Origin of the sequence: Paenibacillus sp. y28, assembly GCF_037137075.1 — a bacterium.
Classification (GTDB): domain Bacteria; phylum Bacillota; class Bacilli; order Paenibacillales; family NBRC-103111; genus JBBBNV01.
Genome location: NZ_JBBBNV010000017.1, coordinates 36636 through 53178 on the forward strand (window position 1 = coordinate 36636; position 16543 = coordinate 53178).

At 54.1% G+C, this 16543-nt stretch carries 15 protein-coding genes and 1 riboswitch; of the genes, 10 read left to right on the forward strand and 5 right to left on the reverse strand.

Annotated features, from left to right (window positions below):
* Nucleotides 1–113 precede the first annotated feature (113 nt).
* From WBG83_RS14390 to WBG83_RS14405, 4 genes are all read left to right on the forward strand, one after another.
* Nucleotides 114–1145 carry an ABC transporter substrate-binding protein gene (locus WBG83_RS14390; protein WP_336745812.1) on the forward strand — a complete coding sequence of 344 codons (1032 nt, stop codon included), beginning with the start codon at nucleotides 114–116 and terminating at the stop codon, nucleotides 1143–1145.
* Nucleotides 1146–1196: 51 nt separating this feature from the next.
* Nucleotides 1197–2231 (forward strand): FecCD family ABC transporter permease, encoded by a 1035-nt coding sequence (locus tag WBG83_RS14395; RefSeq protein ID WP_336745813.1) that lies wholly within the window; start codon nucleotides 1197–1199, stop codon nucleotides 2229–2231.
* On the forward strand, nucleotides 2228–3280 hold the full coding sequence (locus tag WBG83_RS14400) for a FecCD family ABC transporter permease (protein ID WP_336745815.1): 1053 nt from the start codon (nucleotides 2228–2230) through the stop codon (nucleotides 3278–3280). Before WBG83_RS14395 ends, WBG83_RS14400 begins: the two co-directional genes overlap by 4 nt.
* 174 nt (nucleotides 3281–3454) lie before the next feature.
* On the forward strand, nucleotides 3455–4309 hold the full coding sequence (locus tag WBG83_RS14405) for an ABC transporter ATP-binding protein (RefSeq protein ID WP_336745816.1): 855 nt from the start codon (nucleotides 3455–3457) through the stop codon (nucleotides 4307–4309).
* A gap of 320 nt (nucleotides 4310–4629) precedes the next feature.
* Here the strand turns inward: WBG83_RS14405 and WBG83_RS14410 are convergent, their stop codons facing one another.
* Nucleotides 4630–6195, reverse strand: a complete 1566-nt coding sequence (locus tag WBG83_RS14410; RefSeq protein WP_336745818.1) for a CAP-associated domain-containing protein — start codon at nucleotides 6193–6195, stop codon at nucleotides 4630–4632.
* Nucleotides 6196–6489: 294 nt separating this feature from the next.
* Between WBG83_RS14410 and WBG83_RS14415 the strand changes: the two genes are divergently transcribed.
* Together WBG83_RS14415 and WBG83_RS14420 are read left to right on the forward strand one after the other, a co-directional pair.
* On the forward strand, nucleotides 6490–8148 hold the full coding sequence (locus WBG83_RS14415; RefSeq protein ID WP_336745819.1) for a stalk domain-containing protein: 1659 nt from the start codon (nucleotides 6490–6492) through the stop codon (nucleotides 8146–8148).
* A 176-nt stretch (nucleotides 8149–8324) separates the two neighbouring features.
* Nucleotides 8325–8546, forward strand: a complete 222-nt coding sequence (locus WBG83_RS14420) for a DUF1128 domain-containing protein (RefSeq protein WP_336745820.1) — start codon at nucleotides 8325–8327, stop codon at nucleotides 8544–8546.
* A gap of 391 nt (nucleotides 8547–8937) precedes the next feature.
* Here WBG83_RS14420 and WBG83_RS14425 read toward each other — a convergent pair whose 3' ends face one another.
* From WBG83_RS14425 to WBG83_RS14435, 3 genes are all read right to left on the reverse strand, one after another.
* Nucleotides 8938–10137: a mannitol-1-phosphate 5-dehydrogenase gene (locus tag WBG83_RS14425; RefSeq protein WP_336745821.1), complete on the reverse strand. Its 1200-nt coding sequence runs from the start codon at nucleotides 10135–10137 to the stop codon at nucleotides 8938–8940.
* A gap of 242 nt (nucleotides 10138–10379) precedes the next feature.
* Entirely contained in the window at nucleotides 10380–11042 is a 663-nt protein-coding gene (locus WBG83_RS14430; protein WP_336745822.1) for an HAD family hydrolase, read from the reverse strand.
* Nucleotides 11043–11192: 150 nt separating this feature from the next.
* Nucleotides 11193–11334: riboswitch (cyclic di-AMP (ydaO/yuaA leader) on the reverse strand.
* 235 nt (nucleotides 11335–11569) lie between these two features.
* The gene (locus WBG83_RS14435) at nucleotides 11570–12787 is read right to left on the reverse strand and encodes a glycosyltransferase (RefSeq protein WP_336745823.1); all 1218 of its coding nucleotides are present in this window, start codon (nucleotides 12785–12787) and stop codon (nucleotides 11570–11572) included.
* A gap of 146 nt (nucleotides 12788–12933) precedes the next feature.
* Between WBG83_RS14435 and yyaC the strand changes: the two genes are divergently transcribed.
* Complete coding sequence (gene yyaC / locus WBG83_RS14440; protein WP_336745825.1) at nucleotides 12934–13488, forward strand: spore protease YyaC; 555 nt, start codon at nucleotides 12934–12936, stop codon at nucleotides 13486–13488.
* Here the strand turns inward: yyaC and WBG83_RS14445 are convergent.
* Complete coding sequence (locus WBG83_RS14445) at nucleotides 13485–13745, reverse strand: hypothetical protein (RefSeq protein WP_336745826.1); 261 nt, start codon at nucleotides 13743–13745, stop codon at nucleotides 13485–13487. The genes yyaC and WBG83_RS14445 overlap by 4 nt on opposite strands.
* Nucleotides 13746–13959: 214 nt before the next feature.
* Here WBG83_RS14445 and WBG83_RS14450 point away from each other — a divergent pair, with 214 nt between their 5' ends.
* The 3 genes from WBG83_RS14450 to WBG83_RS14460 all read left to right on the forward strand — a co-directional run bounded on the left by WBG83_RS14450 (nucleotide 13960) and on the right by WBG83_RS14460 (nucleotide 16530).
* On the forward strand, nucleotides 13960–14235 hold the full coding sequence (locus WBG83_RS14450; RefSeq protein WP_336745827.1) for a hypothetical protein: 276 nt from the start codon (nucleotides 13960–13962) through the stop codon (nucleotides 14233–14235).
* A gap of 371 nt (nucleotides 14236–14606) precedes the next feature.
* On the forward strand, nucleotides 14607–15311 hold the full coding sequence (locus tag WBG83_RS14455; RefSeq protein ID WP_336745828.1) for a DUF4912 domain-containing protein: 705 nt from the start codon (nucleotides 14607–14609) through the stop codon (nucleotides 15309–15311).
* A gap of 13 nt (nucleotides 15312–15324) precedes the next feature.
* Nucleotides 15325–16530: a hypothetical protein gene (locus WBG83_RS14460; RefSeq protein ID WP_336745829.1), complete on the forward strand. Its 1206-nt coding sequence runs from the start codon at nucleotides 15325–15327 to the stop codon at nucleotides 16528–16530.
* Nucleotides 16531–16543: the final 13 nt, after the last annotated feature.

A 16543-nucleotide genomic window follows, 5' to 3' on the forward strand; every position in this document is an offset into this window, starting at 1 on the left:
TAGAATCGTTTAACAAATCGGATCCTTTAGAACATGGACGAAAACTCTCGGCATGCTTTACACTATTCAATGATAACAATTATCATTTTCAGAGTAAAAGGGGAGAAACAAGCATGTCCAGGCAATACAAAATGATGCCGGTTGTCGCGCTGCTGCTCGCGTTTGCACTTATTTTATCCGCATGCGCAGGCGGTACCGGAGGAGCAAATTCACAATCCACTGGCGGAGCGCCTGCGGCGACACCGAAGCCGGATGAGGGGGCAAACAAGCAGTCTGCAGCCAGCGGTCCGTATACTGTAAAACACACGATGGGTGAAACGCAGATTAAAGAAACACCCAAAAGAGTCGTCGTGCTTGTCAACGACGCTGTTGAAGCGGCCTTGGCCCTGGGCGTGAAGCCGGTAGGCATGGTGCGGGCATGGGGCGTGGAGCCGTATTATGCTCACCTCAAAAGCCAGCTTGAAGGCGTTCAAATCGTAGGGGATGAGAATCAGCCGAATCTGGAGGCTATCGCAGCCCTCAAGCCGGACCTCATTATCGGAAACAAGCTGCGTCAGGAGAAAATTTATGACCAGCTGTCCAGCATCGCTCCGACGGTGTTCTCGGGCCGTACGAACTCGGACACATTCATCAACTTCAAGGTGTATGCGGAAGCCCTGAACAAGAAAGAAGAAGGCGACAAGAAGCTGGCCGAGTACGATAAGCGCGTTCAAGACTTCCAGGGCAAACTGGGCGATAAAATGAATACCAAGGTTTCGCTTGTCCGTTTTTACCTGGGTGATAAGGTCCGTGTGTATTACAATGATACGTTCCCGGGCGGCATCCTGAAAAAAATCGGCTTGAAGCGTCCGGAAATCCAGGATAAGCCAACCTTCGCTGATATCATTGGCAAGGAGCGGATTCCTGAGGTTGAAGGTGATATCATGTTCTATTTTACCTTATTGGACGAGAAGGGTGAAACGACGAAAACAGAAAAAGAATGGCAGGAAGAAACGCTGTGGAAAAACCTGGACGTCGTTAAAAAAGGAAAAGCCATTAAGGTGGACGACGGCATCTGGAATTCCTCCGGCGGCATTATTGCGGCAAATCTGATGCTGGATGACCTGGAGAAATACCTGCTTGGAGCGGACGCTGCAAAAAAATAAAGAAACGGTTCCCGCATTTGAAGGCTGTCCCCTTCAGATGCGGGTCTTTACATGGATGAGAACAGAAAGGGTTGCGGCAAAATGATACTTCAGAGCAGCATGTCCAGGCTGGCGGGCTTTATCGTATGCCTGGGCTTGTGCATTTTTTTGTTTTTGGCCAGCAATGTGTACGGGTATGCCAATACGACGTGGGCAACCGCCTGGGGGGCCTATGTACATTTCGATGCCTCGAGTGAGCATGTTATCATCCGGGACATCCGGCTGCCTCGTGCACTGACCGCCGTCCTGGTCGGTGCGGCGCTGGCCATGTCCGGGGCCATTATGCAGGCGCTGACACGCAATCCGATGGCTTCGCCCGGTATTATCGGCATCAATGCAGGGGCCAGCTTCTTTGTCGTTGCCGGCGTTTCCCTGCTATCCGTCAGCGGGCAAAGCCAGCTGGTTTGGTTTGCCGTTGCCGGTGCATGTGCGGCGGCTGTTTCTGTCTATTTGGTCGGCTCTGTCGGACGGGAAGGAATGACTCCGCTCAAGCTGACCTTGGCGGGGGCTACGATGACCGCGCTATTCTCCTCCTTCAGCTCCGCGATTCTCGTTTCCGATGAAGGAACGCTGGATTCCGTTTTTTTCTGGCTGGTAGGGTCGGTGGAAGGGCGCAAGCTGGAGAACCTGCTGCCCATGGTGCCGCTTTTTCTAGTCGGTTACGTATGCGCACTGCTGCTTGGAAAGGCGATGAATGTCATCTCCGTCGGGGAGGACGTCGCTAAGGGGCTTGGACAAAACACCATCCGCGTCAAAATCGTATCCTTGCTGGCGGTAGTGGTGCTGGCGGGGGGCTCGGTAGCTGTGGCAGGTCCCATCGGATTTGTCGGTCTGGTCATTCCTCACATTGTTCGGGGCCTTATCGGGATGGACTACCGGTGGATTGTGCCTTACTGCGCGGTGCTGGGCCCCATTCTGCTGCTGGCTGCGGATATCGCGGCCCGGTTCGTCGCCTACCCTAAGGAAGTGCCGGTCGGAGTCATGACGGCGATTATCGGCGCGCCGTTCTTTATTTATTTGGCCCGAAAGGAGCTGATGCCCAAATGAGCCGTTATGTGACGTTCCGATCGCGTCCGTTCAAGCTGTCTTTTTTCATGGAAAAGAAAGGGGCATGGATTACGTTGTGCTTGTTCCTGCTGCTGGTTCTGCTCGTCATTCTCAGCATCGGGGTCGGCACATTATACATATCGCCCATCCGGACGATTCAAATCTTGCTGGAGGGGCCTCACAGCGAGGCGATGGAAGGAACGGTAATCTGGAACTTCCGTATGCCGCGGGCCGTTATGGCGTGCCTGGCCGGAGCGGCGCTGGCGGTGTCCGGCACGATTTTGCAGGCGGTCGTCCGCAATCCGCTGGCGTCCCCCGACGTTATCGGCATTACCAGCGGGGCGGCGATGATGGCGGTATTTTATTTGGCCGTCTTTAATGTAAAGACGAGTATTGTATGGATGCCGTTGTTCGCATTCGGCGGAGCGATAGCCGTCTCGGCCTTTATTTATTTTGGTGCCTGGAAAAAAGGGGTTTCCCCGATGCGGATGATTTTGGTCGGGCTTGGCGTGACAGCGCTGCTGGAAGCGCTGAAGATGCTGTTTCTTATTTTCAGTCCGATTTTCGTGACCAGCCAGGCCAAAATATGGATGACCGGCACCGTATACGGGGCGAACTGGACGTCGGTGCTCTTTTTTTCTCCATGGCTGCTGCTTTTTTTGCCGGTTCTGTTTGTATTGGTGCGGCGCATGAACATTCAGGTGCTTGGCAATGAGCTGCCGGTGCTTTTGGGCGGACGGATGCAGCTTCAGCGCTTTGCCCTTATCGTGACGGCATCTGCGCTGGCGGGATCGGCCGTCGCTTTTGTCGGCGGCATCGGGTTTATCGGACTGATGGCTCCGCACATCTCCCGCAGACTGGTTGGAGGCTCGCACGGGATGCTTCTGGTATGCTCTGCGATTGTCGGGGCGCTGCTGCTGGCGGCAGCCGATTTGCTGGGCCGCACGATCCTCGCTCCGCGGGACGTTCCGGCGGGGGTGTTCACGGCTGTACTCGGCGCGCCCTTTTTCCTGTATTTACTAATTAAGGTGAAGCAGCAGCAGGCCTGAAGTCCAGGCAAGCAGTACAGCCGGGAGACGGGACAGGGCAGCGATATTCGTCGTCTTGCAGCCGGCAAGCCGCACAAATCAGAGTATTCAACGGAAGAACTGCCGAAGCCGGCCTGAACAGCGAGCGGGTGCCATTCCCGGCTGGCGGCTCAATGAAATGATAAGGGGGAGAGCATGTTGAGCAATTTGAATACGTTAGCCGCTCAAGGCTTATCGCTTCATTACGGAGACACCACGATTATTGAAGGACTCGATCTCCAAATTCCGCGGGGCCAAATCAGCATTCTGATCGGGAGCAACGGCTGCGGCAAATCAACCCTGCTGCGCTCGTTCGCCCGTCTGCTGAAGCCTTCACAGGGCGCAATTTTATTGAATGGGCAGCAGATTTCCCGGATGTCCACGAAGCAGGTGGCCCGGGAGATGGCGGTGCTTCCGCAGGGGCCTGTGCTTCCCGAAGGCTTGACCGTGCTGCAGCTCGTCCGGCTGGGGAGGTATCCGCACCAAAGCATGTTCCAGCAGTGGTCTGAAGAGGATGAGCACCAGGTCAGGAAGGCGCTTCACGTCACGGATTTGGAGCAGCTGCACAATCGGGCCGTAGACTCGCTTTCCGGCGGGCAGCGACAGCGGGCCTGGATTGCCATGACGCTGGCCCAAAACACGGAGGTGCTGCTGCTGGATGAGCCGACCACCTATCTGGACTTGGCCCATCAGGTGGAAATTCTGGATTTGCTATATGAGCTGAATCAGACGGAACAGCGGACGATCGTGATGGTTTTGCACGATTTGAATTTGGCTTGCCGGTATGCGCATCATATGATAGCGGTACATAACCGGGGGGTCCATTCTCAAGGGCGGCCGGAGGACATGATGACCAAGGAGATGATTCGCACCGTCTTCGGAATGGAATGTGAAATCGGGACCGACTTGCTGTTTGGGACGCCGGTGTGTATTCCTCACGGCAAGGGGCGCAAAATCGGAATTCCGGATTATGCCGCCCCGGTCCGGCAGCGAAAAGCAGCCGTGCTGTAATCCGCCGATCGGCCTAAGAGGGCCAGACTTGTATTTACAATTTACACCGCCACACCCTGTAGTCGAAACAATAAAACCTCCCGGCCGCAAGCGGGTGTATTTCGGAAGTCATTGGCTAGCGTTGTGTCCGCCAATGTATTCCCATCCTACACCCCGCGTGCCGCGGGAGGTTTTTCATGTGATGCTGCAGAAACTTTTTTTACGATAAACCAGATTTACCATGTAAACATAGCCGGAGCTGCTATTGGAGCTTCAGCTCCGCTGCAGTGGTTTTTTACGCCGTTCTCAAGGCTTCATTTTATTCTTTACGTTTCAGGGCTTCAACGCGGGGTGAAAAAATTTTGCCCGTAGTAAATATTCATCGAACCCCCGAAGTAAACGCCGACCCCAAGCTGGGTCGTGTTGCCGAGCAGGTTCGTCCGGTGCCCTTCAGAGTTCATCCAGCCTTCGTGGGCAAAGATGGCGCTTGTTTGTCCGGCAGCGATATTTTCGGCCGCCAGAGAATACTTGATGCCCTCTGCCTTCATCCGGTCAAACGGGGTTTGGCCCTGCAAATTGTTATGGGCAAAAAAGTTGTTGACGGCCATATCCTGAGCATGCTTGCGCGCGCTTGCGGCAGCAAGATCGCTCCAGGCGAGCGCCGGTTTGCCGAATTTCACCCGGGCTGCATTCGCCAGGTCCCAAATTTCCCGCTCATAGCTGTTCGCCAGCTCTGCGGAGGCGGTTCCGTAGAAGCCGTCGAGCCCCTGTTCGGTTTGCTCTGCAATGACCTGGACTGAGGTTACAATGCCGTCTTGATGCAGGTCATAAAAAAACGTAACGTAGCTGCTCCCGATATGGTAAAGGGAAGACTCGCCCTTGCTGTCGCTCAGCACATATTCGGTACGGCCCTTTTTGATAGAGATGTCGGGCTGTCCATACAGCTTCTTCACGGTATCTTTGGCGCTGCCAGCCTTGATGCCTTTATCGGTTTGCCAATTGTCCGATGTGGAATACAGCCCGACGACACGGCCGTCCTGGATGCCGATCATTGCGTAGTTGCTGTAATCCGCATTATAAATGTACCAATAAAAGCCGTACTCGCTGAGGTCTTTCCGGGCAGGCTTGCCGAGCTGGCTGACGACGCTGCTCTCCGTATCCCCGATCGAGATGCCCCGGACAGCAATTTCCCGGGACTGGACCGGTTCAACTGCCGGCTCCGGAGAAGATGTGCCGCCAGACGGGCCGGTAGCATTAGAGGTCGTTCCGTACGCCCACAGGTCCACCTGCTTGTCCAGCAGGTTTCGGATAAACTGCAGCGCTTCCGCGCGTGTAAGCTGATCTGCGGCTCCGAAGCCTTGTACGGTTGCGTCTGTTTTGCCGCTGGCCAGACCATGCTGCAGCAAATAGGCGATGGCTTGATCCTGAGAGCTCGTTTTTTGCTGGGTTGCAGCGATGAGCAGCGCCACAAGTCCGCGATTATACTTCTCGGCGGAGGCTGCATGCTGTACCGGCCAGCCGATGCTGTCCGCGATATGATAATACGGGGCCGACCAGTCCCCCGTGTTTGCGGCGGCGGTGCTTAGGCCTTCGGGGCGATCCGGATAAGCGCGAAGCAGCATAGCCAAAAATTCCGGCTCCGATACCGGCTGATTCGGACGGAAGGTGTTGTCGGCATAGCCGTCGACAATGCCTTTTTGCAGCGCCCAGGCGATGGTGGAAGCGGCCCAGTGGCTGGAGGTGTCCGTAAATGCGGGGGAAGCAGCCGAAGCGGTCTGAGGGAAAAGCTTCCCTGTAGCAACATTCGGCGGCAAGGCGGCCGATACGGTGAGCAGCATAGCGGCTGAAAGCACTGCGGCGGCGGATTTTTTCCATAATTGCAGGAAGGGACGTTGTTTTGAAAGCATCTTGTTACCTCCTTGTCCTGGATCGGATAAGATTACCTACAATATAACAAGGTGTCGAAAACGTTGTCCATGTAAAAAAAAGGAACAATGAGCTCGAAATTATACGAAAAAATGCTGTCGAAAAGTAAAATTATGTAATCACTTCGACATACGACGTCTTTTCCAACGCGGATTTCAGCAACTTTATCCTATTCTCGGCGTATACGGTCATAGCTGTTTCAAAAGGGCAAAATGCCCAGCGATGCAAAATGGACATCCGCTGTCCTCAGCAATGGATGAAGGAGGAGCTATACGATGAGAATTATTTCCCGCGTGCAAAAGCAGATTTACATGCTTGTATTTATAGTTGTTTTCTGGTCTGTTACTCTCGCTATCCCCGCGCCCGCTGCGCAGGCTTATTCTTACAGCTTTCAACAATTCCCGGACAACCTTGTCGGGATCACGAAACCGGCCATAACGTTATTGTTTGATACCGATATGAAGCGTTCTCCGACGCATTTCTCTATGTCTTTGAACGGGGAAAACGTACAAGCTGTATACGACAACAAGAAGGGGACGTTTGAATATACGCCCGACCAGGATCTACTTCCGGGCACCTATACCGTTCGGATGTCTATCTCCTATTCAGGGTATCAGCCAATAGAGCATTCTTGGACGTTTACGGTTGCGGCAGATGCCTATAAGCAGTTTCCTGCGCCGGGAACAGAGCAGATTAAAGGTCTGGCTGTCATCAATGACTATAGAGAGATTCACCAGCTTCCAAGCTTGAACTTAAATGACCAATTGAATGCAATCGCTTCGGCCCATGCGAAATATTTGGATCGAAATAAGGTGGGGCAAGGCAAAGGCAGTGAGGCTAACCTGCACCTGGAGGAAAAAGGGAAGCCGGAGTTTGTAGGCGCGACCCCGGGAGAACGGAGTGTTTATTACGGTTTTCTGTCAAGCATCGGAGAGGATGCCGCATATTTAAAGGGGGGGTCCATTACGGAGGCAATTGATGCGCTGTTTGATGCTCCGTATCACCGTACGCCCTTTCTGGATCCGGCTACAGAGGAAATCGGAATTGCCAAGGCAGGAGATTATACGATCATCGAATTCGGCTTGAAGTCCGGGAAATCCACCCAGCTTGTAGTATCTCCTGCCGCCGGGGACCGTTATGTGCCGACTTCGTTTTATGGTCATGAGACACCTGACCCGATCCGCATGTACCCCCAAGCCGATTATCCTATCGGTTATCCGATGATGGCCAATTACACAGGACAAGACATTGAAACGGTAAAGCTGCTCAAATCTGAATTAACAAATACACGCACCAACCAGCCGGTTAAGGTGCTTGCCAATGATCCGGTCAATGATGACAGCCTGACGGCTTCGGTAATCATGATGCCTATCGAGCCTTTACAGCTGGATACAAGCTATCATGCCAAGCTCTGGCTGCAAGTGGTTAAAAAGGACGGCACTTCGCAAGAGGACATCAAAGAATGGGACTTCACCACTGAGCCTGTCGAAGGGCTGGGCAAAGCAATATTGCATCAACATGCGGAGCGGTATAAGAAATCAATCGGGACCGGGGGAACGGTCCAGCGGGTTGCCAGCTTCGGCCTGGAGGCCGCCAGCTATCAGGTGGATGGCGTTGATTTCCCGATGAAGCGTCAGCCGGAAATGGTGGACGGCTCCTCGTTCCTGTATGTCCGCGATTTGGCCGCAGCGCTGGGCGCCCAGGTGGAATGGGATGAGCAGCAGCGTGCCGCCGTGTATACGAAAGGCAGCTTGAAGGTCACCTTGTTTACAGAACAGGACCAGTATGCCATGAACGGCGAACGCCGCTCCACCACAACGCCGGCCAGGCTGATTGGGGAGAACACGATGGTGCCGGTCCGTTTGCTGGCAGAAGTGCTGGGAGCGAAGGTAGACTATGATGATGCTACCCGCATCGTAAAATTAACGTATTGATTCAACCGGCCTCCAGCGGGTGGTCCGGCTTCCGGAAAGGGACAAGTCCTGTTTGAGGGGGGCTTCTGTCAATCGGTTTTTCCAAAATTTATTTGAAAAAATATAAGCCGATAAGGTGTGTTCCTCCCGGCTTCATGTTACAATGGGGAAACAAAAGCACAGAAAGGGTGAGCCTTGTGCATTTAACGGATCGTGTCGCCGATATTGCCCGCATGGTAGAAGACATTAAGGCAAAGCTCAAAGTCGTCACCGCTGCATCCATCAAAGCCGAAACATTGGATGAGAGCCGCTTTGAAGACATCAAGGACATTCACAACCATGTCATGAGCCGAAGCCAATTCAGCATCAGCGAAATCGAGGCGCTCTGCGACGAGCTCCGCAGCTTGCGTAAGGCATAACCTGGGCCAGCCGATTAGCCGGTCTTGGAGCTGGGTTCAGATTACATAGGGTGTATGCCTGAGGCTGATCAGATAATGAGCAGCCTCAGGCCAGGCCATTCGCTCGGATGAAGCACATGGAAGAGAAAGCCGTTCAAACGGCAAGCTAAGTTCATATTGAATGGAAACACCTCCCGTCCCGGAAGGCCGTAATAGGCTTGCCGGAGCGGGAGGTGTATTTGTTGCGGGGCCGCAGTGTATGCCCGCTTGAAGGGCGCCGTGTGGCGTCGCATTACAGGGGCCAGCTAGATGGGAAATAGCTCCACGGAAACCAAAGCAGCTCATCCAAGCCCGCTTGTATGTACGGGGAATTGCTGCATGAGTGGATATAGTCCGGATGGATCGCGGGCGGTTACATGGTGCCGATCAGGGGCCGCCGCTGCCTTAAATTATCGTAGCCGGCGGTAATCTGCCTATGCAGGCGGTATACTTCAGGGATGCCCATATGGCGGGTGATAAAGGGGCCGATGCCTTCCTGACGGAGAAATGCCTGCAGCTTGACGGCCTCCGGGTCCTTGGCGTAATCGAACAGCAGGGCCGCCGCGATGGCCGAAGCCAGATGAGGCGCCTCTATACCGTATCTGCAGGCTTGAAGGGCAGGACGAACCAGGCGGTCATTCATGGACAGCTTGCGGAGCGGGGAGCGGCCGACCCGGACGATTTTGTCGGTTAAGCCGGGATTTGCAAACCGCTCTAGCGTTTTATGAATGTACTGGGTATGCTCCTGTTCATCCAACTCATATTTATGAACCAGCAGACTGCCCGTTTCGTGCAGCACTTGCCGGACCTTTTCCCGAATTCGCGCATCCTTCATTGCTTGTTGAATGGTCTGGTACCCCGCCAGATAACCGTAGTACGCAGCAGTGCAATGCCCGGTATTGACGGTGAACAGCTTCCGCTCCACGAACGGCTCAAGCGAGTCCACGTACCGCACGCCTTTGATTTCCTGGAAGCCCTTTTTCAGCTCCGCCCGGTGAATAATCCACTCGTAGAACGGCTCGACCTTAACCGTCAGCGGATCGCCCGGCGGCTGAACCGGAACAATCCGGTCTACACTGGTATTCGGAAACGAGACATAGCGCTCTGCCGCCGCATGTGTTTCCGGCTTCAAATACGTATATACCCATTTTTTAAGCTGCGAGCTGCCGCCGACCGCGTTCTCGCATGCAATGACATGCAGGGGGCGCACATTTTCTTCCAGGCGCCGTTCAATGCCCTGCGCGATAGCCTCAGCGATATGGGGCAGGGAGGCTGTGCCGACCGCAGTCGTAATTAAATCGGCTGTGGCGATGTTCTCCATGAGAGCTTCATCGTTTTGAACGTGGACGGCGGTTATATTTTTGACAATGGCGGTATCTTCGGCTTCATTCGCCAGGGTGACGGTATATTGTTGTTCCTGCTGCAGGAGCGCCACTTGCTCTTTATTCCGGGCTACAAAACAAACCTCGTATCCGGAACGGGACAGCATCAGCCCGATAAAGCCCCTGCCGATGTTTCCCGCCCCGAAGTGTACAGCTTTTCTCGGAGTTTGTTCTTTAAATAAAGGGTTCAATGGTCATCTCTCCTCTCGGATTGCAATTCCACTCCTTATGTGCACCGTTTGATATATTTATCTGAATATTCTGAAAATAAATCCAAGATCAATCCTGATTTCAATCGGCTGTTTTTTATAAGAATATCGGCCTGCTCTCCGTTGGATTTGAAAAGCTCATTCTCCTGCCTATGAACACAGATCGAATCCGGCTCCTGAACGTTATCATGTCCTTAGGAGCGGCGGACCGATGAACGGATGCTTTACCGGCCGGCGGCGGTTTCCAGCATCATCTCGAAATCCAGATCGCTTAAGGCGTCAAGACGAAAGCGCGATTTACCGAAAGGAAGGTGCTTTGTAATTCCGTTCGGAATAATAATGCAGTCCATTCCGGCGGCTTCGGCGGCTTTGGCTCCATTGGGAGAGTCTTCGACGGCGATGGCTTCATTTGCGTCAACACCGAGGCATTGGAGGGCTTGGAGATACAATTCGGGGTCCGGCTTCACACGCTGGACGTTATCTGCAGTACGAATGCAATCAAAATAGCGGTCAAGATCCAGCTGTGCTAAGTATTTGTCCACCCAGGCTCTGGAGGAGCTGGAGGCCAGACCGATCTTGAGTCCGGCGGCTTTAGCCTGATCGAGATAGCTGCGTATTCCCGGCCGGATTTGTTCTTTCTCCATCAGAAGATCGTGCTGCTTGTGAATAAATGATTTGAATTGTTCCCGGTCAATCGGCAGGTTTAATTCGGTGATTAAATACTCGTAGGGATTAAAGGTGTGCAGGCTCGTTCCGATACACTGCGAGTACATCTCCAGTGTCAAATCGACGTCGTACGTCTTGTAGGCGTCCCGAAAGGCAACGTACCACGCCGTTTCAGTGTCGATAATCGTTCCGTCAAAATCAAAAATAATGGCTTTCAACATATTTCCCGTCTCCCTTCACGGATTGGTTTTCGCAGGCCAAAGTGAAGCAGTGAGGCGCGGGGGCAGCGGCCAGTTCCGGCAAGGGTCCATAAACGCAAAAAAGACCCCTGGTTAGGGCCCAGACTCTACTTTAAATGTAAAAGCAAAGAAACGACCCATCTTCTGCTGACGAGGTTAGCTGACGGACTCGGGTAGATGGTACCCTGCATTCAAATCAATAAATGCTTCGCCCCAAAAAAACTGGTTCCCCCGCTTTCCGGTATGGCAGCCGGAAACTAAGCGTATGGTTATAATAAATCGAATGTTCAGAAAAGTCAAGTTTTGTATCAAAATTTGTGATGGTATATTACATCTGCTTTCCCGCACTTTTAACAAGGGTTATGCGACAGCCGGGGGGATGATGCCTGGAATGACAGGATGCGTAGCGAGGAAGCTCCAGCGGCTCGGTTCCTTGCAGGGCAGCGGCCGTTCGGCCGTCAAACAGAACAGGCCATCCTCCGCTGCGGAGAAGGGCCTGTACTCTGCACTTACCATTTTTTGCTTAGAAATTTCAGCTCCTCCAGCGAATAAAACGTCCCTCTCCAGGTAATGCCGCCCCTGCGCAGGGTCAGGAACACCGCCCGGATAAACGTATATGCCATCACCAGCGCGGCCAGCGGCAAGAACGGCGCTTCGATGCCGGAGCTGCGGGAAAGCTTGCGGATAAAGACGGCATATAAACTAAGCATGATTGCGATGCTGGCCAAATACGCGGCAGATACCCAAGGTCCTCCGAACCAATATGCGATCCAGATGCCGGCGAAAGGAAAAACGAAAAAGAGCAGCTGCAAAAGGATGCCCAGCAGTGCATAACCGAGCCGGTAATCGAAGCCGGAGAACAAATTTTTCTCCAGGCCTGTAATCGCCTTGCTGATATTCGGATACCATTCGACCTCGGCGCTGTCAAGCCCGAGCAGGAACCGCTGCCGCAGCCCGCTGCGCTTCACCTGCATGCCGAGCTGGAGATCATCGTCCGGACGCATAGCGAAGGCCCGGTGTGTGCCAATCCGCTCATAGGCATCACGGCGGATTAAATTAAAGGCGCCGATGCCGATGCCGAAGCGGCGCTGCTTGTCCCGGTTGGCCCGCCACGGACGGAAAAACATAAAAAACGTAAAGAAGAAAAACGACACAAATTGCTTCAGCATCCAATCTCCTGTCTTGATGGTCGGGGCCAGGGTTAGATGGTCCGTCTCATGCTGCTGCATATATGCAACAGCGTCGCGAATCGCATCCGGCTGAAGGTTGACATCCGCGTCGGCAAACAGCAGATACTTTCCTTTGGCTTGCAGATAGCCTTGATACAAGGCGTGATTTTTGCCGATCCAGCCTTTGGGCAGTGACGTGATATGAATAATTCGCATCCGCAGCCCGGTAGATTCCTTCTGCTCCGTCCATTTTTTGAGCTCGTTCAGCTTTAGTCCGGTCGTATCCGTCGAACGGTCATTAACCGCGATAATCTCGATTTTCGGATACGACTGCGCTTCCAGCCGCCGCACCGTCTCGGCAATGGACGATTCCTCCTCCTTTGCCGCCACGATAATGGATACAAGCGGCAAATCGCCCGATCCGGGCTCATCGGTTGCAGCCGGCAGCGGCTCAATGGCGGGCAGACCGTTTGTCACCTCATATAGCATATAAAACCAATACAGCAGCGTGACCAGCGCCAGCGAAGCGGCTCCCCAGCTTATCCATGTCACCCACATACGCGCACCTCCCGGCAATTGTGAGCCTTTTCATACATTTTATATCGGAATGGATGTGGCTATATTGTACCTTTTTTAACGGGCAATATAAAATACAAGGAGAGCTGCCGTCAGGCAACACAGAAAAAGAAGGGGGAGAAGTCCGTTTGAAGGAACAAGGCAGGTACCGGAGGAACATTACGGGAGAGCAGCTGGCCGCTTTTTTGGAAACCGTCCGGGAAGGGGGCGCAGGACTGGATGCGCTGCAGTTTTTGTGCATCGGCACAGACCGGTCCAGCGGAGACGCGCTGGGTCCGCTTGTAGGGACGCTGCTTCGTGAAGCCGGGTACCCTCACGTTATCGGCACGCTTCAGAGTCCGTGCGACTCGTCGAATATCGGCCAGCGGCTGCAGGAGCTTGGCGAAGGCAGAACCGTCATTGCGATCGACGCTTGCTTGGGCCAGGCTTCATCCATAGGCATGTTCCAAATCTCGAATCAGCCGATCGAGCCGGGAAAATCAGTCGGAAAGAAGCTGCCGCCCGTCGGCGATTACAGCATTGCGGCGATTGTGAATCAGGAAGGGGCGCGAACCTACTCGATTTTGCAGCATACGCCGCTTGGCCGGGTATGGGATATGGCTCACGCCATTACTGGAGCGGTCCGCATGGTGTTTCCGCTGGACCGGGGGGAAATCGGCCTGAAGCCGGATGTAGAAGGCTAACCCGCTCTGCGGCGGGTACGGCGGGTTTGAACGAAACGATCCCCGAACAGGCCAATCAAAGCATAAGAGGCAATCGTAAGCGCATAGACAAAATACGCATTATAGCGGTGAATATCCGAGAAGGTTTCAATAATCCAGACCGGGATGCTGAGCGAGAAAAAAAACATGTCCTCCGGATCGAGCCCCAGCGCATTAAATAGACACAGCACAACGGAAAACGAAGTCAAAATCACAGTAACGATGTTTTTTCGCTGCATGACGGATTCTCCTTTTGGAATGAGGATGCTTTACTATCCAGTATGCGCCAGCGGCCGGCAGGCTATGCCTGATGAAGCGCGAGGAAATTCGCCTTGAAACTACAAAAACTTTTTATTTCGATTTACATCATTCGAGCACTCTCTTAACACCACTCGCATATAATGGGTAAAATGCTCTCGTGCAGCTGTGCGGGTGGACAAAGGAGTGAAGTGAATGCCGTTTGTACGACATATTAATCTTGCTAACTCGGACGGGCAAATATACTGCTGCCTGCGTAATCGTGTCGTCAAGCTGGATGACGCCCAAATGACAACGTTTTGCCATGGCTGCAAAATGTTTGACGGGACAGCGCAGGGAAAAGGGGTTGTCTGCTGCTGGAATGACGCCCGGTCGGTGAAGGACCCTCATGTGGCCGTCGACCCTCTGCTCGAATTCAAGCAAAACCAGTTGAAACAAATCGTGCGCGGCACTCTTCTGCTTTCGGTATAAGCGGAAGGGTCTTTTTTTTGATCGTTTCGACAAAATAAGAACTGTTTCACTCCCTTAATTAGACAGTGTTTTCAAACCATTCAAGCTATACTGGGTGCGGGAATGCCTGTCTTGAATCAGTTGGTATGCAGCTTCGAGAGGCGGGGGCTTTTCAGATAACGGAAAGCGTCGCGACGGGCCTTCGGGTAAGGATTACGAAGCCGCCGTTATGCTGTTCAACGTTTCTTGCCGCTTTGGCGGCGTACTCCGAATTTCTGATTTAGCTTAGAAGCGGGGCCTGTTTCTGAAAAGGAAGGCGGACCGTTTATCTGGCCTGTTCAGGCTTAGGTTGAAGGACGAAGGTCGAAGGGAAAAAAAGGGGGACGCGAGACATGATCCAATCGATTTTGGAATTCATGCGGCAGGGTTTGTCGCAAAAGCAAATCGCCGAAGCGCTCGGTATTTCTCTGGGCAAAGTGAAGTATCAGCTTGCCAAGCACCGCAAAGCGGAAGAGGATGACGGGGAAGGTGTGGGGCTTTCGGTGCAGCCAATCGAGGAACAGGAAGAACGGGAACGAGGGGGGACGGCACCGGATCAGGAATCGGGGCGGATCTTGCTGGAATCGATGGCGGAGCAGCCGGACGATGAGCTCTGGCTGGTTCCCGCAGAGGAGAACCGGCAAATGAAGGAAGGAATCGGGCTGTACGAGTCATACAGAAAGGATAGGCTTGTGCTTATGCCCCGGGACGCCCAATCTCTCTATGCGTACTGGGAGGTCACCGACCGGCGCAAGCAGCTGGTGGAGGAGCATTTCCGCTGCAGCTGGGACGAGCTGCCTAAGTGGCTGCGTCTTTATGAGGTGCAGGATGTTCGCTTTAACGGAGATAATGCCTCCCCTATTCGGGAGTATTGGATTGATCCGGAAGCGACCAACAGCTTTATTGAAGCGGTGGACGCGCAGCGAGGCTATTGTGTTGATTATGGATTCCGGCTGTTCGACGGCCGGTTCTTTACGGTACTGCGTTCCAATGAAGTTGAGACGCCGCCTGCAGTAGCTCAGGAATATTTGCCGGAGCGGGAAGCGGCATGCGGCTAGGAGGAGATCATCAATGGAGCAGGGGGCACTGGCCTTTGTGCTGGTGGCAGGTCTTCCTGCTGTCACAGGAACGGCTAACCTGGAAAATGAAGCTGAGCGACAGTTGTTTGAGACGATAACCGCCTCCTACATGCCCTTGCTGGAGGTGATGGAGGACTTGGCTTCGGAGAGAATCCCGCTGCCGGTCGGAATAGCACTTCAGCCAAGGCTGCTGCAGGAGCTGAATCGGCCTTGCTTCGCGGAGAAATATGAAACGTACCTGGAGAATTGTATCGCCGAGGCGGGCACGGCTATCGAGCAGTGTTCTCCGGGTCTGGAGCAGGAGCAGCAGCTGCGTAGATTGGATCAGCTGCTGCATTGCCTTAACCGGTTCGGCTCTGATTACGGCGGACGGTTAATCCAGGGAATTACCCGCTTGGCCGGACGAGGCCGTATTGAGCTGCTGACCGCAGCGGAGTCCTCGCCGGAAGGAATGGGCTTGCTTGCCGATGACGTGGAGCAGGGGCTTAGGATGCACACCAGTCTGACCGGAGAAGCGCCAAGGGGCATATGGCTCCCGGAGTCTGGAACGGGACGAGGGCCGCTCGCGGGGGCAGGCCAGCTGCAGCGGCTGCGAGGGCTGGGTCTGGAATATGCCGTCACCGGCTCGCTTGGCGGTGAAGAAAACCGTTATCCGCTTCTACGGCATTCGGCGGGACAGGGCGCAAGCCTGGCAGGAGCACAGGATTTCCCGCTCGGAGCCACGACAAAGGGGATTAAGGTTCACCGGAGTGATGCGGCAGCCTCGAGACTGCCCGTCCATTTGCCAGGCAAGACATCATCCGCCTCCGCTCTGCCAAGGGCTGAAGCCGAGGCATGGCTGGACAGGCGTTCTCTGCCGCTTGAGACGGATTTGGATGAACGAAGCCATCACAGGAGACGATATGCTTCTTTTCCGGCTGCTTCGCCTTGGGAGGAGTCCGCTTGGGCCAGGAATCGTGCATTTTACTTGGCTGAGGGCTACATTCGTGAGCGCCAGGCGCAGCTGGGACGCTTCCGAGGCATGCTGCGTCCGCCGTTCTTGCTAGCTGCATTCGAGGCATCCGTGCTCGGGGGCTGCTGGCTTGAAGGACCGGTCTGGTTCGGGGCGGTGCTGCGGTATGCGGCGGAGCTGCTGCGGGACAGCGGGCGAGCGGCTTGCCAGGGAATGCAAGAGGCTGCGGCAGGGAGCGTGAATTAGACCCTATCATTTA